General features: G+C 43.3%; 17 protein-coding genes. 8 read left to right on the top strand and 9 right to left on the bottom strand.

Annotated features, from left to right (window positions below):
• Window positions 1-80: 80 nt before the first annotated feature.
• The 4 genes from AHMF7616_RS24520 to AHMF7616_RS24535 all read right to left on the bottom strand — a co-directional run bounded on the left by AHMF7616_RS24520 (window position 81) and on the right by AHMF7616_RS24535 (window position 4,942).
• On the bottom strand, window positions 81-365 hold the full coding sequence (locus AHMF7616_RS24520; RefSeq protein ID WP_115375284.1) for a DUF4834 family protein: 285 nt from the start codon (window positions 363-365) through the stop codon (window positions 81-83).
• Complete coding sequence (locus tag AHMF7616_RS24525; RefSeq protein ID WP_115375285.1) at window positions 362-1,114, bottom strand: FkbM family methyltransferase; 753 nt, start codon at window positions 1,112-1,114, stop codon at window positions 362-364. Before AHMF7616_RS24525 ends, AHMF7616_RS24520 begins: the two co-directional genes overlap by 4 nt.
• A gap of 312 nt (window positions 1,115-1,426) precedes the next feature.
• A complete protein-coding gene (carB, locus tag AHMF7616_RS24530) occupies window positions 1,427-4,240 on the bottom strand; it encodes a carbamoyl-phosphate synthase large subunit (RefSeq protein WP_115375286.1) in 2,814 nt (937 codons plus the stop codon).
• A gap of 246 nt (window positions 4,241-4,486) precedes the next feature.
• Window positions 4,487-4,942: an RDD family protein gene (locus AHMF7616_RS24535; protein WP_115375287.1), complete on the bottom strand. Its 456-nt coding sequence runs from the start codon at window positions 4,940-4,942 to the stop codon at window positions 4,487-4,489.
• A 532-nt stretch (window positions 4,943-5,474) separates the two neighbouring features.
• Between AHMF7616_RS24535 and AHMF7616_RS24540 the strand changes: the two genes are divergently transcribed.
• A complete protein-coding gene (locus tag AHMF7616_RS24540; RefSeq protein WP_115375768.1) occupies window positions 5,475-6,491 on the top strand; it encodes an SDR family NAD(P)-dependent oxidoreductase in 1,017 nt (338 codons plus the stop codon).
• Window positions 6,492-6,673: 182 nt separating this feature from the next.
• Here AHMF7616_RS24540 and AHMF7616_RS24545 read toward each other — a convergent pair whose 3' ends face one another.
• The 3 genes from AHMF7616_RS24545 to AHMF7616_RS24555 form a co-directional block, all read right to left on the bottom strand.
• Window positions 6,674-8,104, bottom strand: coding sequence for a polysaccharide lyase family 20 protein (locus AHMF7616_RS24545; RefSeq protein ID WP_158546246.1), 1,431 nt, complete (start codon window positions 8,102-8,104; stop codon window positions 6,674-6,676).
• Window positions 8,105-9,082: 978 nt separating this feature from the next.
• The gene (locus AHMF7616_RS24550; RefSeq protein ID WP_233507740.1) at window positions 9,083-9,493 is read right to left on the bottom strand and encodes an outer membrane beta-barrel protein; all 411 of its coding nucleotides are present in this window, start codon (window positions 9,491-9,493) and stop codon (window positions 9,083-9,085) included.
• Window positions 9,494-9,522: 29 nt separating this feature from the next.
• Window positions 9,523-9,807: a carboxypeptidase regulatory-like domain-containing protein gene (locus AHMF7616_RS24555; protein ID WP_115375290.1), complete on the bottom strand. Its 285-nt coding sequence runs from the start codon at window positions 9,805-9,807 to the stop codon at window positions 9,523-9,525.
• A gap of 865 nt (window positions 9,808-10,672) precedes the next feature.
• Here AHMF7616_RS24555 and AHMF7616_RS24560 point away from each other — a divergent pair.
• The 5 genes from AHMF7616_RS24560 (at window position 10,673) to AHMF7616_RS24575 (ending at window position 17,392) form a co-directional block, all read left to right on the top strand.
• Entirely contained in the window at window positions 10,673-13,345 is a 2,673-nt protein-coding gene (locus AHMF7616_RS24560) for an alpha-L-rhamnosidase-related protein (protein WP_115375291.1), read from the top strand.
• Window positions 13,346-13,518: 173 nt separating this feature from the next.
• Window positions 13,519-13,932 carry an acetyltransferase domain-containing protein gene (locus AHMF7616_RS27850; protein WP_317047630.1) on the top strand — a complete coding sequence of 138 codons (414 nt, stop codon included), beginning with the start codon at window positions 13,519-13,521 and terminating at the stop codon, window positions 13,930-13,932.
• 14 nt (window positions 13,933-13,946) lie between these two features.
• The gene (locus AHMF7616_RS27855) at window positions 13,947-14,681 is read left to right on the top strand and encodes an acetyltransferase domain-containing protein (RefSeq protein ID WP_317047631.1); all 735 of its coding nucleotides are present in this window, start codon (window positions 13,947-13,949) and stop codon (window positions 14,679-14,681) included.
• A gap of 471 nt (window positions 14,682-15,152) precedes the next feature.
• A complete protein-coding gene (locus AHMF7616_RS24570) occupies window positions 15,153-16,997 on the top strand; it encodes a PAS domain-containing protein (protein ID WP_115375292.1) in 1,845 nt (614 codons plus the stop codon).
• On the top strand, window positions 16,997-17,392 hold the full coding sequence (locus AHMF7616_RS24575; protein ID WP_115375293.1) for a response regulator: 396 nt from the start codon (window positions 16,997-16,999) through the stop codon (window positions 17,390-17,392). Before AHMF7616_RS24570 ends, AHMF7616_RS24575 begins: the two co-directional genes overlap by 1 nt.
• A 512-nt stretch (window positions 17,393-17,904) precedes the next feature.
• Here the strand turns inward: AHMF7616_RS24575 and AHMF7616_RS24580 are convergent.
• Window positions 17,905-18,912, bottom strand: coding sequence for an MBL fold metallo-hydrolase (locus AHMF7616_RS24580; RefSeq protein WP_233507741.1), 1,008 nt, complete (start codon window positions 18,910-18,912; stop codon window positions 17,905-17,907).
• Between the two features lie 11 nt (window positions 18,913-18,923).
• Entirely contained in the window at window positions 18,924-19,142 is a 219-nt protein-coding gene (locus tag AHMF7616_RS24585) for a hypothetical protein (protein WP_115375294.1), read from the bottom strand.
• Between the two features lie 406 nt (window positions 19,143-19,548).
• Here AHMF7616_RS24585 and wrbA point away from each other — a divergent pair, with 406 nt between their 5' ends.
• Together wrbA and AHMF7616_RS24595 are read left to right on the top strand one after the other, a co-directional pair.
• Entirely contained in the window at window positions 19,549-20,160 is a 612-nt protein-coding gene (gene wrbA / locus AHMF7616_RS24590) for an NAD(P)H:quinone oxidoreductase (RefSeq protein ID WP_115375295.1), read from the top strand.
• A gap of 435 nt (window positions 20,161-20,595) precedes the next feature.
• Window positions 20,596-23,553, top strand: coding sequence for a M16 family metallopeptidase (locus AHMF7616_RS24595; protein WP_115375296.1), 2,958 nt, complete (start codon window positions 20,596-20,598; stop codon window positions 23,551-23,553).
• Window positions 23,554-23,656 lie beyond the last annotated feature (103 nt).

A 23,656-nucleotide genomic window follows, 5' to 3' on the forward strand; every position in this document is an offset into this window, starting at 1 on the left:
GTAACAGGATTATAGGCCAGCGCGCCTAAAAAGTGATGTTTTTAGCGGTGAATAGGGTGAACAATGGGAAAGGTAAGTAATTATTTTACTTCTTCATAGTCGACGTACTCGCCGCCTTTAAAATCACTGCCGTTTGGTTTTGGCTTACTTTCTTCCGGTACATAATCAATATTTATTTTTCCCTCGGGTGCTTTCTGGCGCGGCTGAGCAAAGTCTTGTGGAAAAGGCGGCTGCCCAAAAGTAGCCGTAAAGCCGCCTTTGCGGATGGTGCGCTTTACAAAAGTTTGCAAGACCCACCGGATAAGGTAAGGCATTAAAAGGCGTAATAAGAAAAATATAAGGATTAAGATTACAAAAAAATTCATGATGCTAAAGAATGTTTAAAATAAAAATCGCCGGCATAATGGGTTAAATCTGAGGTATCTACACAGAGGTTTAACGTTTGATCCGGCGATAATAGATATAATTGGTAGCCTAATTTCAGCAATAAGCTTATAACGGCCTGCCGGTTTTCGGTACCGTTTAGTTCCGTCTGAATAAGTGGTTTAAACTTTTGCAGTGTTTTCTGCATATGGCTGAAAACGGGATACTCAAACCCTTCTACGTCGCATTTAACAAAATCGAGCCGCGTTAAGTTGCCGAACAACTCGTCGGGTACTTTCATTTCAACGTTGTAGGTACGGGCATATTTTTCGTTGGCCGAAGAAGTAATCTTGGTCATGCCGTGGTGCAGCAAACCGTCGCGCTCGGGGGTGCCCATCTGGATACGGGTGTTTTCGCCGCCTAAAGCATAAGGGAGTAGTTCCAGATTATTTACCCCACTGGCTTTCACGTTGTCGCGCCAGATCTTCTGAAACATGGGTACGGGCTCTACAGCCAACACTTTTCCGTGGGGACCCGCCAGTTTCGATAGAAAAGTAGAATAATAGCCCAGGTTAGCGCCGATATCGAGGCAATAAAAGCCCGGTATTATAATTTTTTTTAAAAAAAACAGTTCCGGATAGTTTTTCGCCAGCAGTCCCGCGCCTACTAATTGCAGATAAATTTTGCTTACCAGCCGGATATAGCCTTCGAAGCCCAGCACTTTTACTAACAGTTTGCGGATTGCTTTCACGCGGCAAAGGTAAGAAAAATTTTAACCCCTCCACCCTCCGGGCACCTCCCCTAAAAACAGGGGAGGAGAGGCAGCGGTAGCTGCGTAGTGGATTATTTTTACACGATTTGATTGTAGAACAAGAGTCTGATTCATACTTTGCGCATAGAACTTACCCAGCAATGAAGCTACATAAGCCTGCGTTATTTAAACCTTTGCATGTAATAAAATAAAAATTCCAGCCTCCGAAAGAAGCTGGAATCTAAAACTATGCCCTAAACAGCTAAAGCGGCATCTCGTCTCCTGCTATTAACTTGCCGGAGGGTGGAGGGGTTACTTACTTAAATATAAATTCCGTTCGGAATACACATTTATGAAATAATCATCCTGCAAATCATCTATGAAGTAAATGGCTTCACCGGTCGACTTCATTTCGGGGCCGAGTTCTTTGTTTACTTCCGGGAATTTGCTGTGCGAGAATACGGGTACTTTAATCGCAAAACCTTTTTTAACCGGATTAAAATTAAAATCTTTTACCTTCTTTTTGCCCAGCATTACTTTAGTGGCATAATTCACGTAGGGCTCCTGGTAAGCTTTCGCGATAAACGGTACCGTGCGGCTAGCCCGGGGATTCGCTTCAATGATATAAACCGTTTCGTTTTTAATTGCAAATTGGATGTTTATTAAACCTACGGTACGCAAGGCGAGAGCAATCTTTTTGGTATGTTCTTCAATTTGCCGGATAACGTTTTCACTTAAATCAAAAGGCGGTAATACGGCATAAGAATCGCCGGAATGGATGCCTGCCGGCTCAATGTGTTCCATGATGCCGATAATGTACACGTCTTCGCCGTCGCAAATAGCATCAGCTTCGGCTTCAATGGCCCGGTCTAGAAAGTGGTCGAGGAGTACTTTGTTGCCCGGATTATCTTTTACAATATCTACTACTTGGGCTTCGAGTTCCTTCTCATTAATTACAATTTTCATGCTTTGGCCGCCCAGCACGTAACTAGGGCGCACAAGCAACGGAAATTTTAAATCTTTCACAGCCTCCAGGGCCTCGTCGGCGCTTTGCACGGAGGCAAACGGCGGGTAGGGTATGTTATTTTCTTTTAATAAGGTAGAGAAAGCGCCCCGGTCTTCGGCTAAATCCAGGGCTTCAAAGGAAGTACCTAAAATTTTAATGCCGTAGCGCTCCAGTTTTTCCGCTAGCTTTAAGGCAGTTTGGCCACCCAATTGCACAATTACGCCAATGGGTTTTTCGTGCTGAATGATATCGTAAATATGCTCCCAGAAAACGGGCTCGAAGTATAATTTATCGGCAATATCAAAATCCGTCGAAACCGTTTCGGGGTTACAGTTAATCATGATGGTTTCGTAGCCGCATTCTTTGGCCGCCAACACGCCGTGTACGCACGAATAATCAAACTCAATCCCTTGACCAATGCGGTTCGGACCGGAACCCAATACCACCACTTTTTCGCGGTTGCTTACCTGGCTTTCGTTTTCACCTTCGAAAGTAGAGTAGTAATACGGGGTTTTGGCTTCAAACTCGGCCGCACAGGTATCTACCAGTTTAAATACGCGCTTAATGCCTAATTCGGTACGTTTAGCGTGTACTTCGCTTTCTTTACAATTGAGCAAATAAGCAATCTGGCGGTCGGCGTAGCCTTGTTGTTTTGCTTTCCGGAATAAATCTACGGGTAAGGTATCCAGGGTATAACCGCGAATTAATTTTTCTACCGCATCCAGTTCTTCTATCTGGTGCAAAAACCAGGGATCAATTTTAGTTATTTTCTGGATCGTAGACGTTGGGATGCCAAACCGCATGGCGTCTTTCACGCTAAATAAGCGGTTCCAGCTGGCATTCGTCAGGCTATCGATGAGTTGGTCGTAATTGGTCATTTCTTTACCGTCGGCCCCAATGCCATTGCGTTTAATTTCTAAACTCTGACAGGCTTTCTGTAAAGCTTCCTGGAACGTACGGCCAATGCCCATTACTTCGCCCACCGATTTCATTTGCAGGCCCAGCTTTTTATCGGCGCCTTTAAATTTATCGAAATTCCAGCGCGGTATTTTTACAATTACGTAATCCAAGGCCGGTTCAAAAAACGCCGAAGTAGTTTTGGTTATGGCATTTTTCAGTTCATCGAGATTATAGCCAATGGCTAGTTTGGCCGCTATTTTAGCAATCGGGTAACCGGTAGCTTTGGAGGCTAACGCCGAAGAACGGCTTACCCGAGGATTAATTTCTATGGCAACAATATCGTCGTTTTCGGGGTTTACGGCGAACTGCACATTACAACCACCGGCAAACTGACCTATTCCGTTCATCATTTTAATGGCTAAATCGCGCATTTTCTGGTAAACGGTATCGGGCAAAGTCATGGCGGGAGCTACCGTAATGGAATCGCCGGTATGAATGCCCATCGGGTCGAAGTTTTCGATGGAGCAGATAATAATGATGTTCTGGTTATTATCGCGGAGTAATTCCAGTTCGTATTCTTTCCAGCCTTTAATGCTTTGCTCTACCAGTACTTCGTGGGTAGGCGAAGCGTGCAAGCCGCGGTTTAAAGCTTTATCAAAATCAGCCGGGTCGTTTACAAAGCCACCACCGGTGCCACCCAGCGTAAACGACGGCCGGATTACCAGCGGGAACCCGATCTCTTGGGCTATTTCTTTACCTTCTAGGAACGAAGTAGCCGTGAAGCCTTTGCATACGTTTACGTTTAATTCCAGCATTTTTAACCGAAATTTTTCGCGGTCTTCGGTCGTTTCGATCGCTTTAATATCCACACCTATTATCCGAACGCCGTATTTCTTCCAGATGCCAGCATGTTCGCAATCGATGGCTAGGTTCAGAGCGGTTTGGCCGCCCATGGTAGGCAGTACCGCGTCTATTTTATGCTTTTGCAGAATTTCAATAATGTACTTTTTCTCCAAAGGCTTCAGGTAAATGTTATCGGCCGTAACACTATCCGTCATAATGGTAGCCGGATTTGAATTAATGAGTGTTACTTCAATGCCTTCTTCGCGGAGGGAGCGGGCGGCTTGGGTACCTGAGTAATCAAATTCGGCGGCCTGACCAATGACAATGGGACCGCTACCAATAATCAAAATGGATTTAATGCTGGTATCTCGGGGCATGTTGCTGTAAGTATAAATTGCGCAAAGGTAGAAAAAGTAGTTAATAATTATAGGAAAGATTAACTTTTCTAAATTTTATTTATCTAATTACCTGCGCTCTTTTTTGCAAGAAATTAGGTTAACATTAAATTTTATTGCAAAAAACAGTTGGGATTCAGTTTAATACACAAAAAAACCGGCAGCAAATCTAAGCTTGCTGCCGGGTTGTAACCTGATCGCCTTAATGCGAAATATTTTAAAAATTAATTATTTTCGGATCCGGACTACCATGGTTTTAGAAAAACGATCGTGCCAGCCACTTTGGTTAGAAGTTAAAAACGAAAAAGCTTCAAAAGGAATTAGTCGACACAAAGTTCGCTTAACAATGGTGTTCAAGGATGGCTCTTCACCCTCCAAGGTTACTACCTTGGTACCCGTTACTAATTTACCTAAAGATCGGCCTGTAATGCCTTCCAGTAAAACGTAATAAGAAAAAAGTAAAAAAATGCCTAAAAGCTGATTAGGCATTTTATTTAAAATTTCTTCCGCTCCCATTGTAGCGAGGAATATGCCGAATAAAAAACCAAATACCAGCATACCTACTAAATCAACTAAATAATTAAAAAAGCGGGTGCTGGAGGATACGGGGATTAAATACTCTTCTCCGGGTGTTAGGTCCGAGAAAACCTGTTCTAATGAATTTAAAGGGTAATCGTTTTCCATAAGCGGATTTGATGATTTGGGTTGTTTTAAAATGGTAGTTATATCTGTTACAAAATAAACCGATTAGTCTTTAATGTAAATATAGGGCTTGGTATATATTTAAAAAAGAAGTATTAACCTTTATAAAGTCCTGGCCTCTTCTTGTTAAAATAATTTTTTAGAAGGCTAAAGGGTTAATAGTAAAATAGTTTGTTTGCTTTCGTCTGGGCGAAGTGCTCTTATTTCCTTTAAAATCAATTGTCTATTCTAATAAGTGAAGCTGGTATATTCCTATTGCTCCGTAAAAGAGGTATTAAGCTTTTCTTTATCATCCTTACTCGAAAGAAAGTTTGCGCTGCCTGTTTATTGCCAATTTTTCGAAAAAGAGATAAGCCTATCGCTACAATATCCCATTCCCAGGTCGAGAACTATATGGTTTTACTTTAGTATATAAGAAATTTAAAGCTTGCTTCATCTTTCTGGGGAGGGTTCCCGTACTAAAGCTACTAATCAGTTAACCGGAAAAATTTTAAATAAGATATACGTTAAAATTATGGCAACCAAAAATAAATCATGGCTTTGGGCCTCCGCGGGTATAGGCTTAATTGTAGCCCTTCGGGCATTCGCTCGGGAGCAAAACAAATATTCTTTTCAAAATAAAGTAGTTGTTATTACCGGCGGTTCCCGAGGCTTAGGTTTGGTGTTGGCCCGCCAATTAGCAGCCGAAGGCGCCCTGCTGGCGATTTGCTCCCGCACCGAAGATCAGTTAAAAAAAGCGGAACAGGAATTAACGGCGAAGGGGGCCGAAGTGCTGGCTTTACCCTGTGATGTAACCAACCGTATCCAGGCCGAACAATTTATAGAACGTGTGTTAAAATACTACGGTCGCATTGATGTGTTGATCAATAATGCCGGTACTATTCAGGCCGGGCCGCTCGCCGATATGACTTTAACTGATTTTGAAGAAGCTATGAATACGCACTTCTGGGCACCGCTGTATACCATGTGGGCTACGGTGCCGCACATGAAAGAACGCAGCCAAGGCCGGATTGTAAATATTGCTTCGGTGGGTGGAAAAGTAAGTATACCGCACCTGGTGCCCTACAGTGCCAGCAAGTTTGCCTTGGTAGGATTATCAAATGGTTTCCGGCAGGAGTTGAAAAAAGATGGTATTTTAGTTACCACGGTTAACCCGGGTTTAACCCGTACGGGCAGTAACCTTAATATAAAGGTAAAAGGGCAGTCCGAAAAAGAATACGCCTGGTTTACCACGGCTGGAGCAAGTTTGTTGATTTCGTCGAGTGTAGAAAAAACTGCCCGGAAGATTATTAATGCCTGCCGTTACGGCGAAGCAGAAGTATTAACAAATGTACCGGCTAAAATTCTGGCTTTTGCTAATCAAATACTGCCCGAATTGACATCGGATGCACTCAGTTTAACCAACAAAATATTGCCCGAAGAAAGTGGGAATGAAATAAACTCGTGGGGTTACGAAAACGAATCAGATTTAATTCCGGAGCACTTGCGGGATCGGGCCGCTCGGGCGGCCCGGGAGAACAATGAACTATAGATTTTAAAACAACTTGCTAGCTACCAGTAATTTTTTAAATTTTTACTAAAGCAGAACTTCCATTTAAAGTTGATATTTAAAAAATAAAGGGAAAGAGCTGAGTTTGGGAACCCAGCTTTTTCCCTTTATATACTATTGAGGTAATGTAATGTTTACTTTATTTCTGTTATTAAGCTTTTGGATTATTCCAAATTAATGCTATCAAAAGTAGCTTCCGACTCTTGACCGGCAGCGTTACGTACCTGCACCTTTATCCATTTTGGACCTGTACCAGCAGATAGTACCCAGTTTTTGGTAGTGGCTATGGGCTCCCAGCCTCCCCATATATCATCGTCATTGTCGTCATGGAAGCGCATTTCGGTTGCACCAGTAGCAATTATGCTTAAGGTAACATTAGCCGACTTCGTAGCAAGGGCATCGTTATTTATCAATAAGGTAGCTGTAGGGGGCACTGTTTCTGTTGGAGGTATCACCTGATCAATTACCTGAAACGTAACGTTTAAAGGCAAGCCAGCCGTTCCGGTTCCGTTAGCCCCGGCGTAAGAAGTTGATTTCAGGGAGTAATTTCCAATTACGGGAGTCCAAGCCAGAAGTTTGCCGTTAGTATCACCAAATAAGGCGTACGGTGCATTGGTTTGTGTAGAGTTATTTATTTGAGCGCCAGATAAGTTAAATACAACACTGCCGATAGTTTTGCTGGAAGTAGCCAGTATGTTTAAGTTACGGGTCGGTAATTTAGCTAAATCCAGGATGGTGCCCTCTGTAAGCGCCTGAATGGGTTGTTGGGTATCTGCGTTCATTAAAGTTAAACTTAATGGTTGCGAAGTCGTAGGATCCTCCACGGTTGGAGGTGGTGTATCGGTGGCAGAAGCTTTAGGAGCTACATCGTTATAAGTGGCATTGCCATCGCCCATCCGAACATCATCAAAATAGATTACGCGTTTTGAGCCATTGCCCCAGTTTCTTTTGTATACCCCCAGTTTAAAATAAGGGTTTGCAGCATCGTTGTAGGTGTTTGGGCCAGTATAATCTACTAATTTATTGCCATTCATCCATAACTGCAATTGCCCATCCGACCGGTAAGAATATTTAATATGGTATACAAAGTCTACCCATTTATCTTTAATTGCCGGCCCCAAATCGTATCTTACTTTGCCATCCGGTTCATTATTAAATCTTTTTGCAGAATAATTTACGGTTAATACAAAACGGCCACGAGAAACCGATAAAGAGATCGGTGGTACTCGCTTCCCATCACCACTATCGGTAGTGCCATGAAATTGGGTTATTATTTCCCATCCGTCCGAGTTGCTTTCGTTTGGCCAGCTGCTACTAGGTATGTAAAGGCTCAAGCCATACCAACCGTTAGTAGTAGTAGGTTGGTTATAATATAATTCGGAACGTATGGCACTTCCGTCTTTTACTAATTCTAAACGAATGGATCGGGACCCGCTTCTGGATAAGGAACTGTTTATTCCAAAACCGTTCGAAGTATAAATCTGGCGACCAAATGTGTTACTTAAACTAGGTTCTAATCTTTCTTCCGCTATTAAGTTCTTTCTACCAGCATCAAACGAGGTTACATAAGCTGCATTTGAAAGGCTTGTTTGCAAAGAATTAACGGTTTTTGGTTCAACTATTTCTACCTGCTCACAAGACATTGTAAATAAGGATAACAAAGATAGGCTTAGTAGTAGTTTTAGTTTCATAGAGCGATTAGATTTATTGCTTTTGGATTATTGTTTAGATTATAGTAGTACAGGTTGGATTGTATATTTTAAGTATCTTATTTAAAGTGAAATGTAATATTTTTAATTTTAATCTAATAATTAACGATTTGAAAATATAATAAAATGAAGTGCTGAAATACAAAGCGTATCTAAATTCTAGATCAAAGGTAAAGCACAGCTCCGAAATACCGAAATACAATCGTAATATATTTATATAATTACTACTTTAAACTAGTAATATTTATATTTTTAAAGCTGTTTGAGTCTTAACTGAGATTATTAGAAAGAATAGCTCCTTTGTTTTTGTGTCTTATGGGAATACTGAATTTGTATTTTTATATCATTAGGTAAAGAAGGATTTTGTACTTATTGCTGGTTAGACATAATGTTGTAATTTTTTAATTTTACTGGCTTGTGATGGCCTATCGTGTGGCTTACATAATCAAAAACAAGGAATAATTTACTTTGTGTTGAATTTAGCTAACACCGGGCGGGCTAATAAAAGAGAAGGTGTCTTGTAGATCACAAAACAGCGCTGCTTTGCATTATAACTAAAGGATAAATATAAAAATGCCTGCCACATCTTTTGCTGCATTTAGTTATAAAAGCCCGCTCAGCGGAATAATCTCTCAAAAAGGCACAACTAGGTGCATTAACTTGTGTAAGCCTAAAATGTGACGTATAAGAAAGCTATTCTAAAATAAATAAAGAGAAATAAGTTTATTTCTTGCTAAATAATTTTACTTACCGCATACATTTTATTCATGCTTAAAAAATAGAAAACACCTAATGCTACTGGCTGCCAGAAAACAGATTATCTATTTTAATTGCTGGTGCCGCCCGAACTTTGGCCGCCGCTTTTTACGTCGTCGTTTTGAATACCGCGTTTTTGCGGGCAATGCCTCCTTGTACTTTACCAAAGCGATAATTAAACGAAAGCCGGAAGCGGCGCATGACAAAGTAAGATTCCTGGCGTTGATAAAATTGCTGATCGGTGATTTCGTTTAACCAGCGCCGGTTTTTTTGAAACGGACTATTAACCGAGAAAGAAATACTGCCTTTTTTGCCTTTAAACAGCTGCTTATTTACCGAGAAAGAATGGTACGAATACGAAGCCGAGGTGCCTTGCAAAGTTATGCGCGGTGAGTTTACGCCTAAGTTGGCACTCAAACGCCAGCCTTTTTCGAAGCGGTAACTGGCGTACCCAAAAACATTGGCCGTGAAACCATTTTTTTGGATAGGTTGGCCTTGCAAAATACTGCTTAGCTGCACGTAGTTGGTACTGCCGTTCAGGTTAATTTTTAGTTTTTTGGTAATATTTCCAGCACCAGTTGGTACGATTTAGCCGGTAAACCACTGAGCTCAAACGAGCCGTTGTCGCGGGATAAGGTTGTTTTTATTGGTTCCTTTTTACCGGTTTCCAGCAAAATAACGGTAACATAACCTAGTGGTTCTTGTTTTAACGAATCCTGAACCGTGCCTTTTATAGTACCGGTAACGCCTGGGGCAGTTGGAGGTAAATCCTGAGCCATAGTCAAAGACCAGCCGCAAAAGCAAAGCAATAAAACAAGTACAAAGAATTTCATGGTACCGGGTTTAAGCTAAAAGTGAAAATGGGTAAAGGATTATGGTAGCGTAACGGAGCTGTACTTCGTAACTAAATACCGCTTAACGCTCAGGCACAATGGTTATGAATTTTAAATTCAGCACGTGCAATTTTTAAAATTTTTAAAAAAGTAGCTCCACCAGAAGATTAAAGCCTGGTAAGTACTGGTTTCCGGATGGTTTTTGTGACCGGAGAAGGTCTTACAGCGTAAGCTATTAGGAGCCGCCTCCTTAAAAAATAACAACTTCTTTTTCTCCGGAATAAACTACCAAAAAGACGTAAACTTGGCGCAGTAGGGCACTCATAAAAGAAGCTTTATAACGAAGGCATTTGGTTGGGCTTAGCAAAAAATTAAGGCAGCTTTTAAACAATTCTAAGTTAAATTTTATTAAGAAACACATTACTTAAAAGCTACCGTTTCGGTTAGTGGGCTTATTTCGGGCATTTCAATTTATTAAGAAACGTGCGTTCGACATAATGGCTTAACCACAAAAAAATAATTAGCCAGTATGCTAAAACTATGATTCTTATCCTGCTTCCATCCATTCGGGTCATTCCGGAGGAATCTAACCAGTAAGTAACCGATTAGATTCTTACAGAATGACCGTTTAGTGAAGAATAGCTCCTTCTTGCATCTATGCTTTTCTTATTTCAGACCTTTCACTTTATTAAGAAGCAAATTAATTTAAACTGTACTTTGTTTGAACCACCGGATGATTGATTTTTTAAAAAAAGAGGTAGCTGGTTTCTTTAACGGTAAATTTTTAGCTTCTTACACCCAACGAAAATTGCTTTAAAGACAGGCCGCAGGGAGTAGCGGGGAAGCCGGATGTAATATATTAGGTATGGAAAGTGGTAATGACCAACAACAACTAAATAATAGGGATGCGGATGCAGCGGCGATCTGGCAATCGGAGCATTATGAGTTGTACCCCGATCGGGTGGTGCAGCACGAATTTACGGCCCAGGTACTTTCGGGTACCGAAATAACGTCTAACTACAAAAGCAAAGCAAACGCGTTTCAAAATCCACGGCTGATTTTTAAATTTTGCCTCAATGGCCAGGACAATGAACTGCCCCCCGGCGTAGATCACCAGATTACTTGCGTAGCGCAAAATAACACCTGCGAAACGCCCCTGATTATTTTTGGCGAACCGTTAAAGACTATTTCTGCTCCACCAACCGACACTTACCTGGCTCCCGATACGCTTTGGAAGATTCGGCTGGATTTGCGACCGGTACTACAGGCTTTTGAGGACCAAGGCTTTTATGAAACGTATAACGGCGAAAAGATTCGGCAAGAAGATTTTAAAGGCGTGTTTGTAGCCGGAAGTACCGCTCCTTTAACCTGGGATTTTGCTAATTTAATAAACCGGAAAGAACTGGAGTTAAAAGAACAGGATAATAGCGGTATTTACGAAGTTACCTTGCTCCTGAACCCGGATACGGCAGATAAAGCCGCCAACACTACCTGGCAACTTTCCCGGGATATAGCCGCTTTTCCGCAGTATACTTCCGGTTACCCGCTGGTAGATGCTCTTTATAAATTGGCCCTGGAAGAAATGCTAAATGCCATAGAGGAAGATCATACTTTCCGGACGGGGAAAGAATGGGCCGGCGTTTGGACCCGCGATATAAGTTACAGTATTTTGTTGTCGATGGGGATGTTGCAACCCCAGGTTGCCCGCAACAGCCTTTTGCGAAAAGTAAACAGTGCCTACCGGATTATACAAGACACCGGTACGGGCGGGGCTTACCCGGTTTCGTCCGACAGGATAGTCTGGGCTTTGGCCGCCTGGGAATTATACTTGATTACCGGCGATGACCAGTGGCTGCAGGATGCTTACCAAATTATTAAAAATTCGCTGGAAGACGATCTGCGCAACGTATATGATCCAATAACCGGCTTGTTCCACGGCGAGTCTTCTTTTCTGGATTGGCGGGAGCAAACCTATCCAGCCTGGATGCAGCCCGCTGATATTTACGATTCAAAAAGCTTAAGTACCAACGCGGTATTTTACCAGGCCTGTTGTATTCTAGCCCAAATGGCTGATATCGTAAAAGATGCCCCGGCAATTACCCGGTACCAGCAACTGGCCGCAAAAATTAAAAAAGCCATTAACCAACATTTCTGGATACCCGAAAAAAAATACTACGGACAATTCCTCTATGGCCGAAATTTTAAAATTTTATCGCCGCGAGCAGATGCTCTGGGCGAAGCTCTATGCGTGCTTTTCGATATTGCCGAAGCCGGGCAGCAACGGGCATTGGTAGCAAATACCCCAGTTACCCCGTATGGCATCCCTTGTATTTCTCCCCAAATACCGCACATTCCGCCTTACCACAATAATGCGATTTGGCCGTTTGTGCAAGCGTACTGGTCGTTGGCGGCCGCTAAAGCCAGTAATGCGGCAGCTTTAACCGCAAGCTTATGCGCCATTTACCGGCCGGCGGCTTTGCTCTTAACCAACCAGGAAAATCTGGTAGCCAGCAACGGCGATTATGCGGGTACGCAGGTTAACTCCAGTAACATGTTGTGGAGCCTGGCTGGCCATTTAAGTATGACCTACAAAGTTATTTTCGGAATAAACTTTCGGCCGGATGGCTTACAATTCAAACCGGTGGTGCCAAAAGCTTTTAAAAAAAATCACCAACTCGTAAATTTTACCTACCGGCAAGCCATTCTGGATATTCAACTGGAAGGTTTTGGCAATCAAATTACGGTTTGCACCCTAGATGATGAGCCGCTGCCTAACGCGATAATACCCATTGATTTAAAAGGCCGGCACCAGGTACGGATTATCTTGGCCAATAACGCCTTTCCGGAACAAAACCAAAACCAAGTAACGGTTGATTTCTCGCCGGTTACGCCGGAAGTTTCTTACCAGGCTGGTACTTTAGCCTGGCCCGCAGTAGCAGGTGCCGAAAAGTATCAGGTAATTCAAAATGGCCAGCTCTTACAAACTACCACCGCAACCCAGGTGCCGGTACCTGCCCCAGCGTACGCCGAATTTCAGGTGATTGCCGTGAACGCCCAGGAACACGAATCATTTGCCAGCGAACCATTACCCGTTACGGCAACTCACAGCACCCAGCGGTATAAACTAAAACAAAACGGGGCTCAAACTAATATAGGTCTTAACGACATTTCGGACAGTGAATTCGTGGAAATAAGCCTTACCAAAAATACTAATTTAAAAATAGAAGTGGTAGTACCGGAAGCTGGTTTATACGCCCTAGATTTTTGGTATGCGAACGGCGAAGGCCCCATTAGTACCAGCAACCGCTGCGCCATGCGTACGCTCAAAAAAGACGATTTAGTTCTGGGAACCATTGTTTTTCCGCAGCGGGGTTATAACAACTGGGCCGATTGGGGCTTTACCAACGCCGTGCAGGTAAAACTGGAAAAAGGCCGGCATTTTTTCGCGCTTGCTTATGAAACCGGCAACGAAAACATGCATGGTAAAATAAACCGGGCGCTGGTAGATTATCTCCGGATTACAAAAATTAGCGGTTAAATCATGATGAAGAATGGTGGGTTAAATAAACTTACTTGGGAGAACCTCTTACGCCATTAATTTAAAAAATAATATATTCCCTTGCGAACGAGCCATCTGAAGCAGAATGCTTATATTCACTACCTCTACTCAGGGTAGCTTGAAGCAGGCACTACTAAAATTTAAAAAAACTTATGCAGCGACTAAACGCAATTGATTTTGCCAGGGGGCTCGTGATGATTATAATGGCCTTGGATCATACGCGGGAACTATTGCATCTTACTTCGCTCACCCAAAGCCCCGTAGATTTAGCCACTACTACTCCCGCCTTGTTTTTTACCCGCTGGATAACGCATTTGTGTGCGCCCATTTTTGTGTTTTTATCCGGTACGTCGGCTTACTTGTCTTTACAACGAGTTAATAATGTACAGGAAAGCCGTCGTTTTTTGCTCAGCCGGGGGCTTTGGCTGGTTATTCTGGAATGTACGGTTATTACCTTTGGTATCTGGTTCGATTTACAATTCCGGACTTTGCTGGTGCAGGTGATTGCGGTAATCGGCCTTAGTTTTATCGTGCTGGCCTTTCTGATCCGGCTATCCCCCGGGTAATCGGGCTACTGGGTTTGGTAATTATATGGGGGCATAATCTGTTAAATTTTTTCGCGTTAAATCCGGCTGCTCCGGCCAACCGGATGGTATTGGCGTTGTTTAACCCGAATGTTTTTACCGTTACCCCGCAGTTTAGCATTATACTGGCCTATACGCTGGTGCCCTGGTTAGGTATTATGCTGGCTGGCTTTGGGGCCGGGCCTTTGTTTTATAAAGCGCCCGCGGTCCGGAAGCAACTTTTTTTAAAAATAGGGTGGGCGGCGTTGCTGCTTTTCGGGCTCTTGCGGTTTGCGAATGTATACGGCGATCCAGTTCCCTGGGCAGTTCAGAAAAACGCTGTTTTTACTTTGCTTTCCTTTATGAACGTTACTAAATACCCGCCTTCGCTTTTATTTTGTTGCCTTACCCTGGGTATTTTGTTTTTGATTCTTTCTGTCGCGGAAGAACTAAAAGGGAAGCTGGTAAAAATTATTATTGTTTACGGCAGAGTACCTTTGTTCTATTACCTCTTACACTGGTATTTGTTGCACCTTATTATGCTGGCTATGGTTTTTTTGCAAGGCTACCAATGGGCCGATTTGCAATTTGGTGTTTTTCAGTTTGGCCGGCCCAAAGAAACCAGCGGACTGGGGCTGGGGGCGGTTTACCTGGTTTGGTTAAGCGTAGTGGTAGCCTTGTACCCGTTGTGCAATTGGTACCAACGCTACAAAGCCAACCACGCGCAAAACCAATGGTTGCGGTACTTATAAATCAGGAGGTAAGCTGCGCCAAGTAATGGATTCTAGAAAACAGTTTTAAAGTTTAGGCAAAATTCTTTCGGCGGAAAAAGCAAAATTTCAGCAGGCGTCCTGTTTTAAAGTTTTAAATTAAGAAAGGCTTGATTGAAGCCTGTAATAAAAATCTGGCTTCGTGCCGCATATCCCATATGCCTGAGGTTACCGGCGAGCTGTTTCCGTATTAATACGGATGGCTTTCAAGTAGGCAAGTTGCTGCTTTGTTCTTTCTTTACTTTGTTGAAATCCGTGTTAAGGCTTTTAATTAAAAAATTTCTAAAAAAATGCGCTAAGCAAAAATAAAATTTAAAAATTAGTAATATAGGTAGGAAATTGTATTGTTTATCCAGGCTTAAAATTAGATTTTTTAAAAGTATTTAATTTACCCAAAAGTAGCTATTTTTGCAAGCGCGGGGGTGCATTCTATAAAAATACGTATAAATACAGATGGATTGGAGAGAAGGAAAAATAAAAACACTTGATCAATCATTTTTCTCCGCAATTGTGGAGAATTCCACTGATTTGATTTCGGTAATTGATAGTTCCGGAATGTACAAATACGTCGGGCAGTCGGTCGTTCGGCTATTGGGTTTTACTCCCGAGGAGATGTTGCAAACCAATGCGCTTTTTTACATTCATCCCGAGGATCTGCCTTTTGTCATGAGAGCCTTAGAATCAGCTACAGCCGAAAAAAGTATTCAGATTAATCCTTTCCGGTTTATTAACAAAAAAGGAGAGTGGCGTTGGTTGGATTGTCATTTAGCTAACATGCTGCACCACCAAAGTATTCAGGGTATTGTAACTAATTCTAAAGATATTACCGAACAACGAAACGCGCAGTTAAGCGAAGAAAAAGCCCAGGTGTACTACAAATCTTTATTTCATGACTACCCCGAAGCTATTATACTACTGGATGCAACCGGAAGAATTGTGAAGGCTAATGGGCCGTTTTATCAGCTGTCGGGTTACACCGCCGACGAGGTTATCAATGCACATTATTACAAATTTATTCCGGAGGATTTCTGGACCCTGGCTGGTACGGCTATCCAGCAAGTGCTGCACGGGGAGATCCGGATGATTGAAACCTTATTTATCAAGAAAAACCAGGATTTTTTAGATTTACAAATCACGGGAGTACCCATTTTATTAAATGGTAATCTGGAGTGTATCCAATGCGTGATCAAAGATATTACCGCCAAGAAAAAGGCGGAATCGCAAATAGAACTGCTTTCGTTGGTAGCCGATAAAACTACCAATGGGGTTATTATCACCGATAACCATCGGAATATTGAATGGGTAAACAATAGTTTTTCTACCTTAAGCGGCTATAGCTACGAAGAAGCAATCGGAAAAAGGCCGGGCGAATTACTACACGGACCTTTAACTAACTCCGAAACAATTCTCCAAATTCGGGAAAAGATGCAGAAAGCAGAACCATTTTCGGTAGAAATTTTAAATTACAAGAAGAATGGGGAAGAGTTTTGGGTATCGATGGAAGTAAATCCGATTTTTAAAGAACCGGGTCTGCTCGAAAAGTTTGTAGCGACGCAGGTAGATATTACCAGTAAAAAAAAGGCAGAACTGGAAATGCGCCAGCTCACCAAAGATTTATTTAATCATAACCGCGATTTAAAACAGTTTACCTACATTGTATCGCATAATTTACGGGCACCGGTAGCCAGTGCTTTAGGCTTGGCTAATCTCTTAACCATGGTCGATAAAAATGACGAAATCTTTGCTACTTCGCTTCGCAATCTAAAAACTTCAGTAGAACAGTTAAATACCATTTTAAAAGATTTAAACGTTATTTTGTCTATCCGCGATAATCAAGATGCCGTTGCTAACGAAACCTTTGTTGTAGCAGAAGTATACCAGCAAGCCGTCGCGAACCTGCACGATGCCCTAAACAATTGCCACGGCAACGTTACGTTTACCTTAGAAGGAGACGACCGCCTGATTGCCAAAAAAGCGTACCTGTACAGTATATTCTACAACCTGCTGTCAAATGCTATTAAGTACCGCTCCCCCGATCGGCTTTTAAAAATACAAGTTACCTGCCGGAATGTTCCGGGTTCCGGAACAGAGATAACAGTGTCGGATAATGGATCCGGACTGGATTTAAATAAAATCGGGGAAAATATCTTTAAATTGTATAAGCGTTTCCACCGGAACGTAGACGGGCGGGGCATGGGTTTGTTCTTAGTTAAAACGCACGTAGAGGCTTTGGGCGGGCATATTGAAGTAAAAAGTCAGGTAAATAAAGGCACCACTTTTATAATTAACTTACCCTAATGGGCTGGAAAACTTTTTTGGTAGATGATGATGCAATTAGTGCTCTGTTAACCAAGCATTTGCTAAAACTGCATCACTTTACCGAAGATGTAACCACTTTTTATCAGCCCGAAGAAGCCTTAAATTATTTAACAAATTATCCTGCCCACGAGCTGCCGGCCTTGATTTTGTTAGATTTAAACATGCCTTTTATGAGCGGCTGGGAGTTTCTGGAGGCCTTGACTCCTGAGGAGCAGGCAATACAAGCCGCCTGTAAAATTTTTATTCTGACTTCCTCCCTGGAACATGCCGATGTGTTAAAAAGCCAGGAATATCCCTTAGTATCTGGTTTTATTCAAAAACCCATTCAGCCCGAAGATATAGCTACTATTTTGGCGACTTTGGAGCATAAATAATGCCTCTTACAATTGCCCGGCCTAAGTAAAATTTAAAAAAAACTTCAGAAACCGTACAAAAGCAGTAACCCTTAAAAGTAGGCCAAACCAGCTTGCTTTTAAGGGCTATGCTTATTGAGGTTAATATTACTGATTATGTATGGTAACCTGCCTTCAAGATAAGTTTTAAGTGATACAAACCGCGTATATAAGTACTTGCTGGAAAGATAAAATTTAATGATTCTGCTGTTTTAGATTTGTATTGGTTATTCCGGAGAAAACTATTCAACTACGTAGCCGAATAGATTCTTCCGGAAGGACGCTGCAGGAACAGAATAGCGGTGTTTTTACTTTTACTATCCGGAACGTACGTTATCTTCATTTTCATCCGCTTGTTAAATAACAGAATAATCCCAAGCGGAATAGTATGTGCCTTTAGGGTTCTGTTTTTAAAAATTTCAACTACGAGTAACTAAAAACTAATAGCTGCTGATGCGCATCATGGATAGTTGTTCGTGGTTTCTTCCGAATAATTAGTATACTCGGAGGGTTGGATCCTCGAGCGTATCCAGGAAACGGTTCTGCTGGTTTTTGCGGCGGCTAATGGCAAAAACGGCCATGCCGGCTAATGCCACCAAACCAGCCGTTACCAAGGCTTTTGATACCGCCGGATTATCAACCGGTGGAGGTAAACTTACAACTCCCCGCTCATCGGTAATGGCCGGTTCGTTTACGTACCGGCCCGAGGTAGGAACGGCTAATTGATCAAAATAATGCACCAACTCGTCGAGCTCAAACAGCATGGTTTCCCCGTGCATCGGCATACCATGTCCGCCCACTACCGTTTCGGGGCGCAAATCGGCCAGGAGTTCTACGGAGCGTCTGGCCGCTACCCAGTCGCTGGTATAATAAGCAGGTGGGCCATGTACTTCTTTTTTATCGGTAACTACCGCAATCGCCGATTCCGGCTCGCGGGTACTAAATGCATCCCCCACAATTAAAGTGCGGTCGCTTTCGCGGAACAAAGAAATATGACCCGCTGTGTGGCCCGGTGTATACAGCCATTGCCACCCGGTTAAACCCGGTACCGAGCCATCAGCCGGTAAAGGTTGAATTTGGCCGGTTACATCAATTGGTTTTTTCGGGTATAACCAGGCCATATACGCCATCGCGCCACCGCCTACGGTAGGGTCCGGGGGAGGATAGGCCGATAAGCCGGTTAAGTAAGGCATTTCCAAAGAATGGGCATATATTGGTACTTGCCAGTCGGTGGCTAGTTCTTTTAAAGCGCCTACGTGGTCGAAGTGGCCGTGCGTTAAAACAATGGCCGTGGGGCGGGTGCCTTTGCCGTACAAGCCTTCCGCAATGTGTTTAATTTTCCCCGCCGACCCGTATAAACCAGCATCTACCACTACCCAGGAACCACCCGGGTTACTGACTAAAAACAAATTAACAAACACGATTTTAATGCCCGTAACACCGGGGGCCACCGCGAAATGATTTTTATCGCTGGGGGCGTTTTTACCTGCAGTAGTTTCCATTTTTTAAATTTTTAGCTGTCTTCGCGGCCAGCAATGCTTTCTTCGTTTCCCTGGTCGTGGGAACTGTTCTCGTCGCCGTCCGTAGATTTAGCGCCCTGGCCACCCTGGCCGTGTTCTGAATAGTCGGTGCCACCTTCTTCTTCGTGATTTTCGGTATTCTGGCCAGCAGGGTCCTGCGAAGCAATATAGTTCTCGTTTTTATCAGGGGCATTTTGCTCGTTATTTTCCATGAGGTCGGGTTGTTAAAGTGAAACAAAAAATGCGGCTGTACTGCCGGAACCTTTCTTACGGCCTTTTGCGAATTTGGTATAAACCGCTTTCAAAATTTTTGCGATAAGTACTAAGCACTGCTGATCTGGTGAACTTATTTTATGCATTTCTTAAAATTTAAGGTCAATCGCTTTAGAGGAGGCTTCTAGTTGGCTGTACTTGATCCGGATTTTACCAATTGCAGCTACCTTATTTGCTTCCCGGCAGGAGCAACCGGAGCATTCCCGGTGATTGACTCGTGATTTTAAGATGTTTACTTGCGTTTTCTGACCTCTACCCGAACAAAAAGCAACGTTGCGGGTTAACAGCTTACAGCTTCTTTTTTAATTTTCAAGCGTCTATTACTAACCAACTTAAACTAAATCGATGAGTCAAGTACAATTAGCGGTTATTTATTACAGCGCTACCGGCACCAACTACCAACTGGCCCAGTGGGCCGCGGAGGGAGCCAAGCAAACGGGTGCCGAAGTAAAAGTTTTAAAAATAAAAGAACTGGCGCCACCCGAAGCCATTGCGCAGAATCCGGCTTGGCAGGCGCACATCGAAGCCACGAAAGACGTACCGGAAGTTTCGCTGGCTGACCTGGAATGGGCCGACGCCATTATTTTTAGTATGCCTACCCGTTACGGCAATTTGCCCGGTCAGTTAAAAGAATTTCTGGATTCTACCGGCGGTTTATGGTACCAAGGTAAATTGGCTAACAAAGTAGTAAGCGGCATGACCAGTGCGCAAAACCCACACGGTGGCCAGGAATCTACGTTGCTGGCTTTATACAACACCATGTACCATTGGGGAGCTATTGTGGCAGCGCCGGGTTATACCGACCCGGTACTTTTTGCCGCCGGTGGTAACCCTTACGGAACGAGTGTGGCCGTAGACCGCGAAGGCATGAAAACCGATGTGCGTGATGCCGTAGTTTACCAGGCCCAAAGAACAGTAACCGTTGCTACTTGGGTAAAACAAGGTTTAAATGCCTAAGAATTTTAAATAATTATTCTTCTGGTTCACTCCGGAAGAATAATTTTAATTGTTGGAGGAGTAAGGCAGATTGCTAATTTGCCGACTTGTTGCTGCTGCACAACCTTTATCAGGAACTTTGTCTAAAGTTTTCAATGAAGACATTGGTCAGGACAGGTTCTAAATAGTTGCCGTTTTTTAATGCTGCCGCCGTTTGGGTCGCTACAAATGGCTTTTTCGTCAATCATGTTAATTAATATTTTCTGGTAGTATTCTCAATTTTTTGCCTTTTCAGGGCAACCTTATCTACTTTTTAAGCAATTTTTTAAATATTAAAGGCCTAGTTGCTTTAATGGAAGAGATTCCACCCCAGCTGGGACAATTTACTGCCACTGACTACCAGAATTAGAGAAAGATTTTTTATCATTACAGAAAGATTATTTTTCCTCTACATTTATGTTTCAGAAAGTAAAATTAGCGATTTGTGGCTGCGCCGTGTTGGCTTTGCCCTTGCAAATAAGCGCGCAAAAGCCCAAGGGTGCTACCAAACAAATTGAAAAAGTTACCCGGAAAGGCAGCGAATTAGTAATTCCGTACGAAAAGTACGTGCTACCCAATGGCCTTACCCTGGTAATCCACGAAGACCATTCTGACCCGATTGTGCACGTGGACGTTACCTACCACGTAGGTTCGGCGCGCGAAGAAGTAGGTAAATCAGGTTTCGCCCACTTTTTTGAGCACATGATGTTCCAGGGTTCCGACCACGTAGCCGACGAAGAGCATTTTAAACTGGTAAGCCAGGCTGGTGGTACGCTAAACGGTACTACCAACCGCGACCGTACCAATTATTTCGAAACCATCCCGAGCAACCAACTCGAAACCGCCCTTTGGCTCGAAGCCGATCGCATGGGATTTTTACTAGATGCCGTAACCCAGAAAAAATTTGAAATTCAGCGCTCCACCGTTAAAAACGAACGGGGCCAGAACTACGATAACCGGCCTTACGGCTTGGTAGGCGAAACAACCGCGCGCGCCCTGTATCCTTACGGCCACCCGTATTCGTGGCTGACTATTGGCTACATCGAAGACTTAAACCGGGTAAACGTAGACGACCTGAAGAACTTTTTCCTGCGCTGGTACGGACCTAACAATGCCACCGTAACTGTAGGCGGCGACGTAAATCCGCAGGAAGTAATAAAAATGGCCGAAAAATACTTTGGTTCAATTCCGCGTGGCCCGGAAGTAAAAAATAGGGAATTGCCGGCCGTTACGTTGCCGCAAGACCGGTACGTGTCGTACGAAGATAACGTGCGTTTTCCTATGTTGCGCATGGTTTATCCAACCGTACCAGTTCGCCACCCCGACGAAGCGCCTTTAGATTGTTTAGCCGAAATTTTAGGCAGTGGTAAAAATTCTATTCTGTATAAAAATTTAATAAAAACCCAGAAAGCCGTTCAGGCTGATGCGAGCCATCCGACTGCGGAACTTGCCGGTGAATTTACCCTAGCAGTGCTTCCATTCCCTGGGCAGACTTTAACTGATATGGAGAAAATTGTGCGGGCTTCGCTGAACGAATTTGAAAAAACCGGCGTTACTGACGATGCCGTTACCCGTTTTAAAGCAAAGTTCGAATCCGGAATTATTAACAGTTTAGAGAGCGTTTCGGGGAAAGTGTCGCGGTTAGCTTCTAATCAAACATTTTCCGGTAATCCTAATGATCTACCCAAAGAATATAAGCGGTACATGGCCGTAACCAAAGCTGATGTAATGCGGGTGTATAATCAGTATATTAAAAACAAGCATGCCGTTATTTTAAGTGTGGTACCCAAAGGCCAGGCGCAAGCCGTAGCCAAAGCCGATAATTACAAACCCACCAACACCGATTACAAAGCCCCGGCCAACGAATACGCCGGTTTAAAATACGTAAAACCCCAAGATAACTTCGACCGCAGCCAGCGCCCCGGAGCCGGTAAAAACCCGGTGGTAACCGTACCGCCTTTCTACCGCGATAACCTGCCCAACGGCATTAAAGTAATCGGTACCGAAAATAAAGAAGTGCCCATGGTTACGCTTTTGTTCAGCGTGCAGGGTGGCCACAAATTATCCGCGAAAGATCCGTCGCGGGCGGGCATTGCTTCGTTAATGGCCGCTATGCTCAACGAGTCGTCGGAGAAATATACCGCTGAGGAATTAAGCAGTGAACTCGAAAAATTAGGCAGTTCTATTTCGTTTTCGGGCGGCACCGAGTCTATTAATGTTTCGGTAGAGTCGCAGGTAAAAAACCTGGATGCCACCATTGCCTTACTCGAAGAACGCATGTTGCATCCGCGTTTCGATGTTGCTGATTTCGACCGTTTGAAAAAACAACGTTTAGAGCAAATTGCCAACCAGGCTACCCAACCCACGGTAATCGCCGATAACGTGTATAATAAACTGCTCTATGGCGAAAACAACATTCTGGCGGTGCCTACCTTGGGAACCACGGCTACGGTAAATAATATTACTTTGGACGACGTGAAGAAATTTTACCAGGATAACTTTTCGCCGTCGGTAACGAATTTGGTAATTGTGGGCGATGTTAATCAACAAGGCATTATGCCGAAGCTCGCTTTTTTAAATAAATGGGCGGCTAAGCCCGTTACCATGCCTACTTTGCCGCTGGCCCCCGGCATTGATAAAACTAAAGTATTTATTGTGAATAAAGAAAAAGCCGCGCAATCGGAGATCCGGATTGGTTACCTGGCTTTGCCTTTTGATGCCACCGGCGAGTACTATAAATCCGGGTTAATGAATTACACGCTGGGGGGTAACTTTAACAGCCGCATTAACTTAAATTTGCGCGAAGAGAAAGGCTATACTTACGGCGCTCGCTCGGCTTATGCCGGTACCGAATTGGTAGGTCCGTTTACGGCACAAGCCGGGGTGCGGGCCAACGTATCGGATAGCGCGGTAGTAGAGTTTATCAAGGAAATTAAAAATTTCCGCGGCCAGGGCATTAAAGATGATGAACTATCATTTTTGAAAAGCTCCGTGGGGCAGCGCGATGCCTTGAAATACGAAACACCGTTCCAGAAAGCCTTATTTTTAAATAATATTGTGAAATACAACCTGGCGGCAGACTTTGTAAAAAAGCAAAACGAAATTTTGCAAAACATCACCAAAGAAGAAATTAACGCTTTAGCCAAGAAAAATTTGCCACTGGAAAAAATGAGTATCATGCTGGTAGGGGATAAAGCTTTAATTCAACCCGGCCTGGAAAAACTCGGCTACGAAATTGTAGAATTAGATACGGATGGCAATCCGGCGAAAGAGGCAACTACTCCCACTGCTCCGGCTAAAACTGCCCCGGCCGAGAAAAGCAAAAAAGAGCCGGCTAAACCCCGCAAGTCTATTCCGGAAATTAGAACTTCTTAGTATGTTAGGGTAATTACTTCCAAAAAGCTCCTGCCACCGCAGGAGCTTTTTTATTTTTAAATTTTGGTACGGCTTCGTACGTAAAATTTAAAAACTGCTTTGT

The sequence above is a fragment of the Adhaeribacter pallidiroseus genome, assembly GCF_003340495.1.
Classification (GTDB): domain Bacteria; phylum Bacteroidota; class Bacteroidia; order Cytophagales; family Hymenobacteraceae; genus Adhaeribacter; species Adhaeribacter pallidiroseus.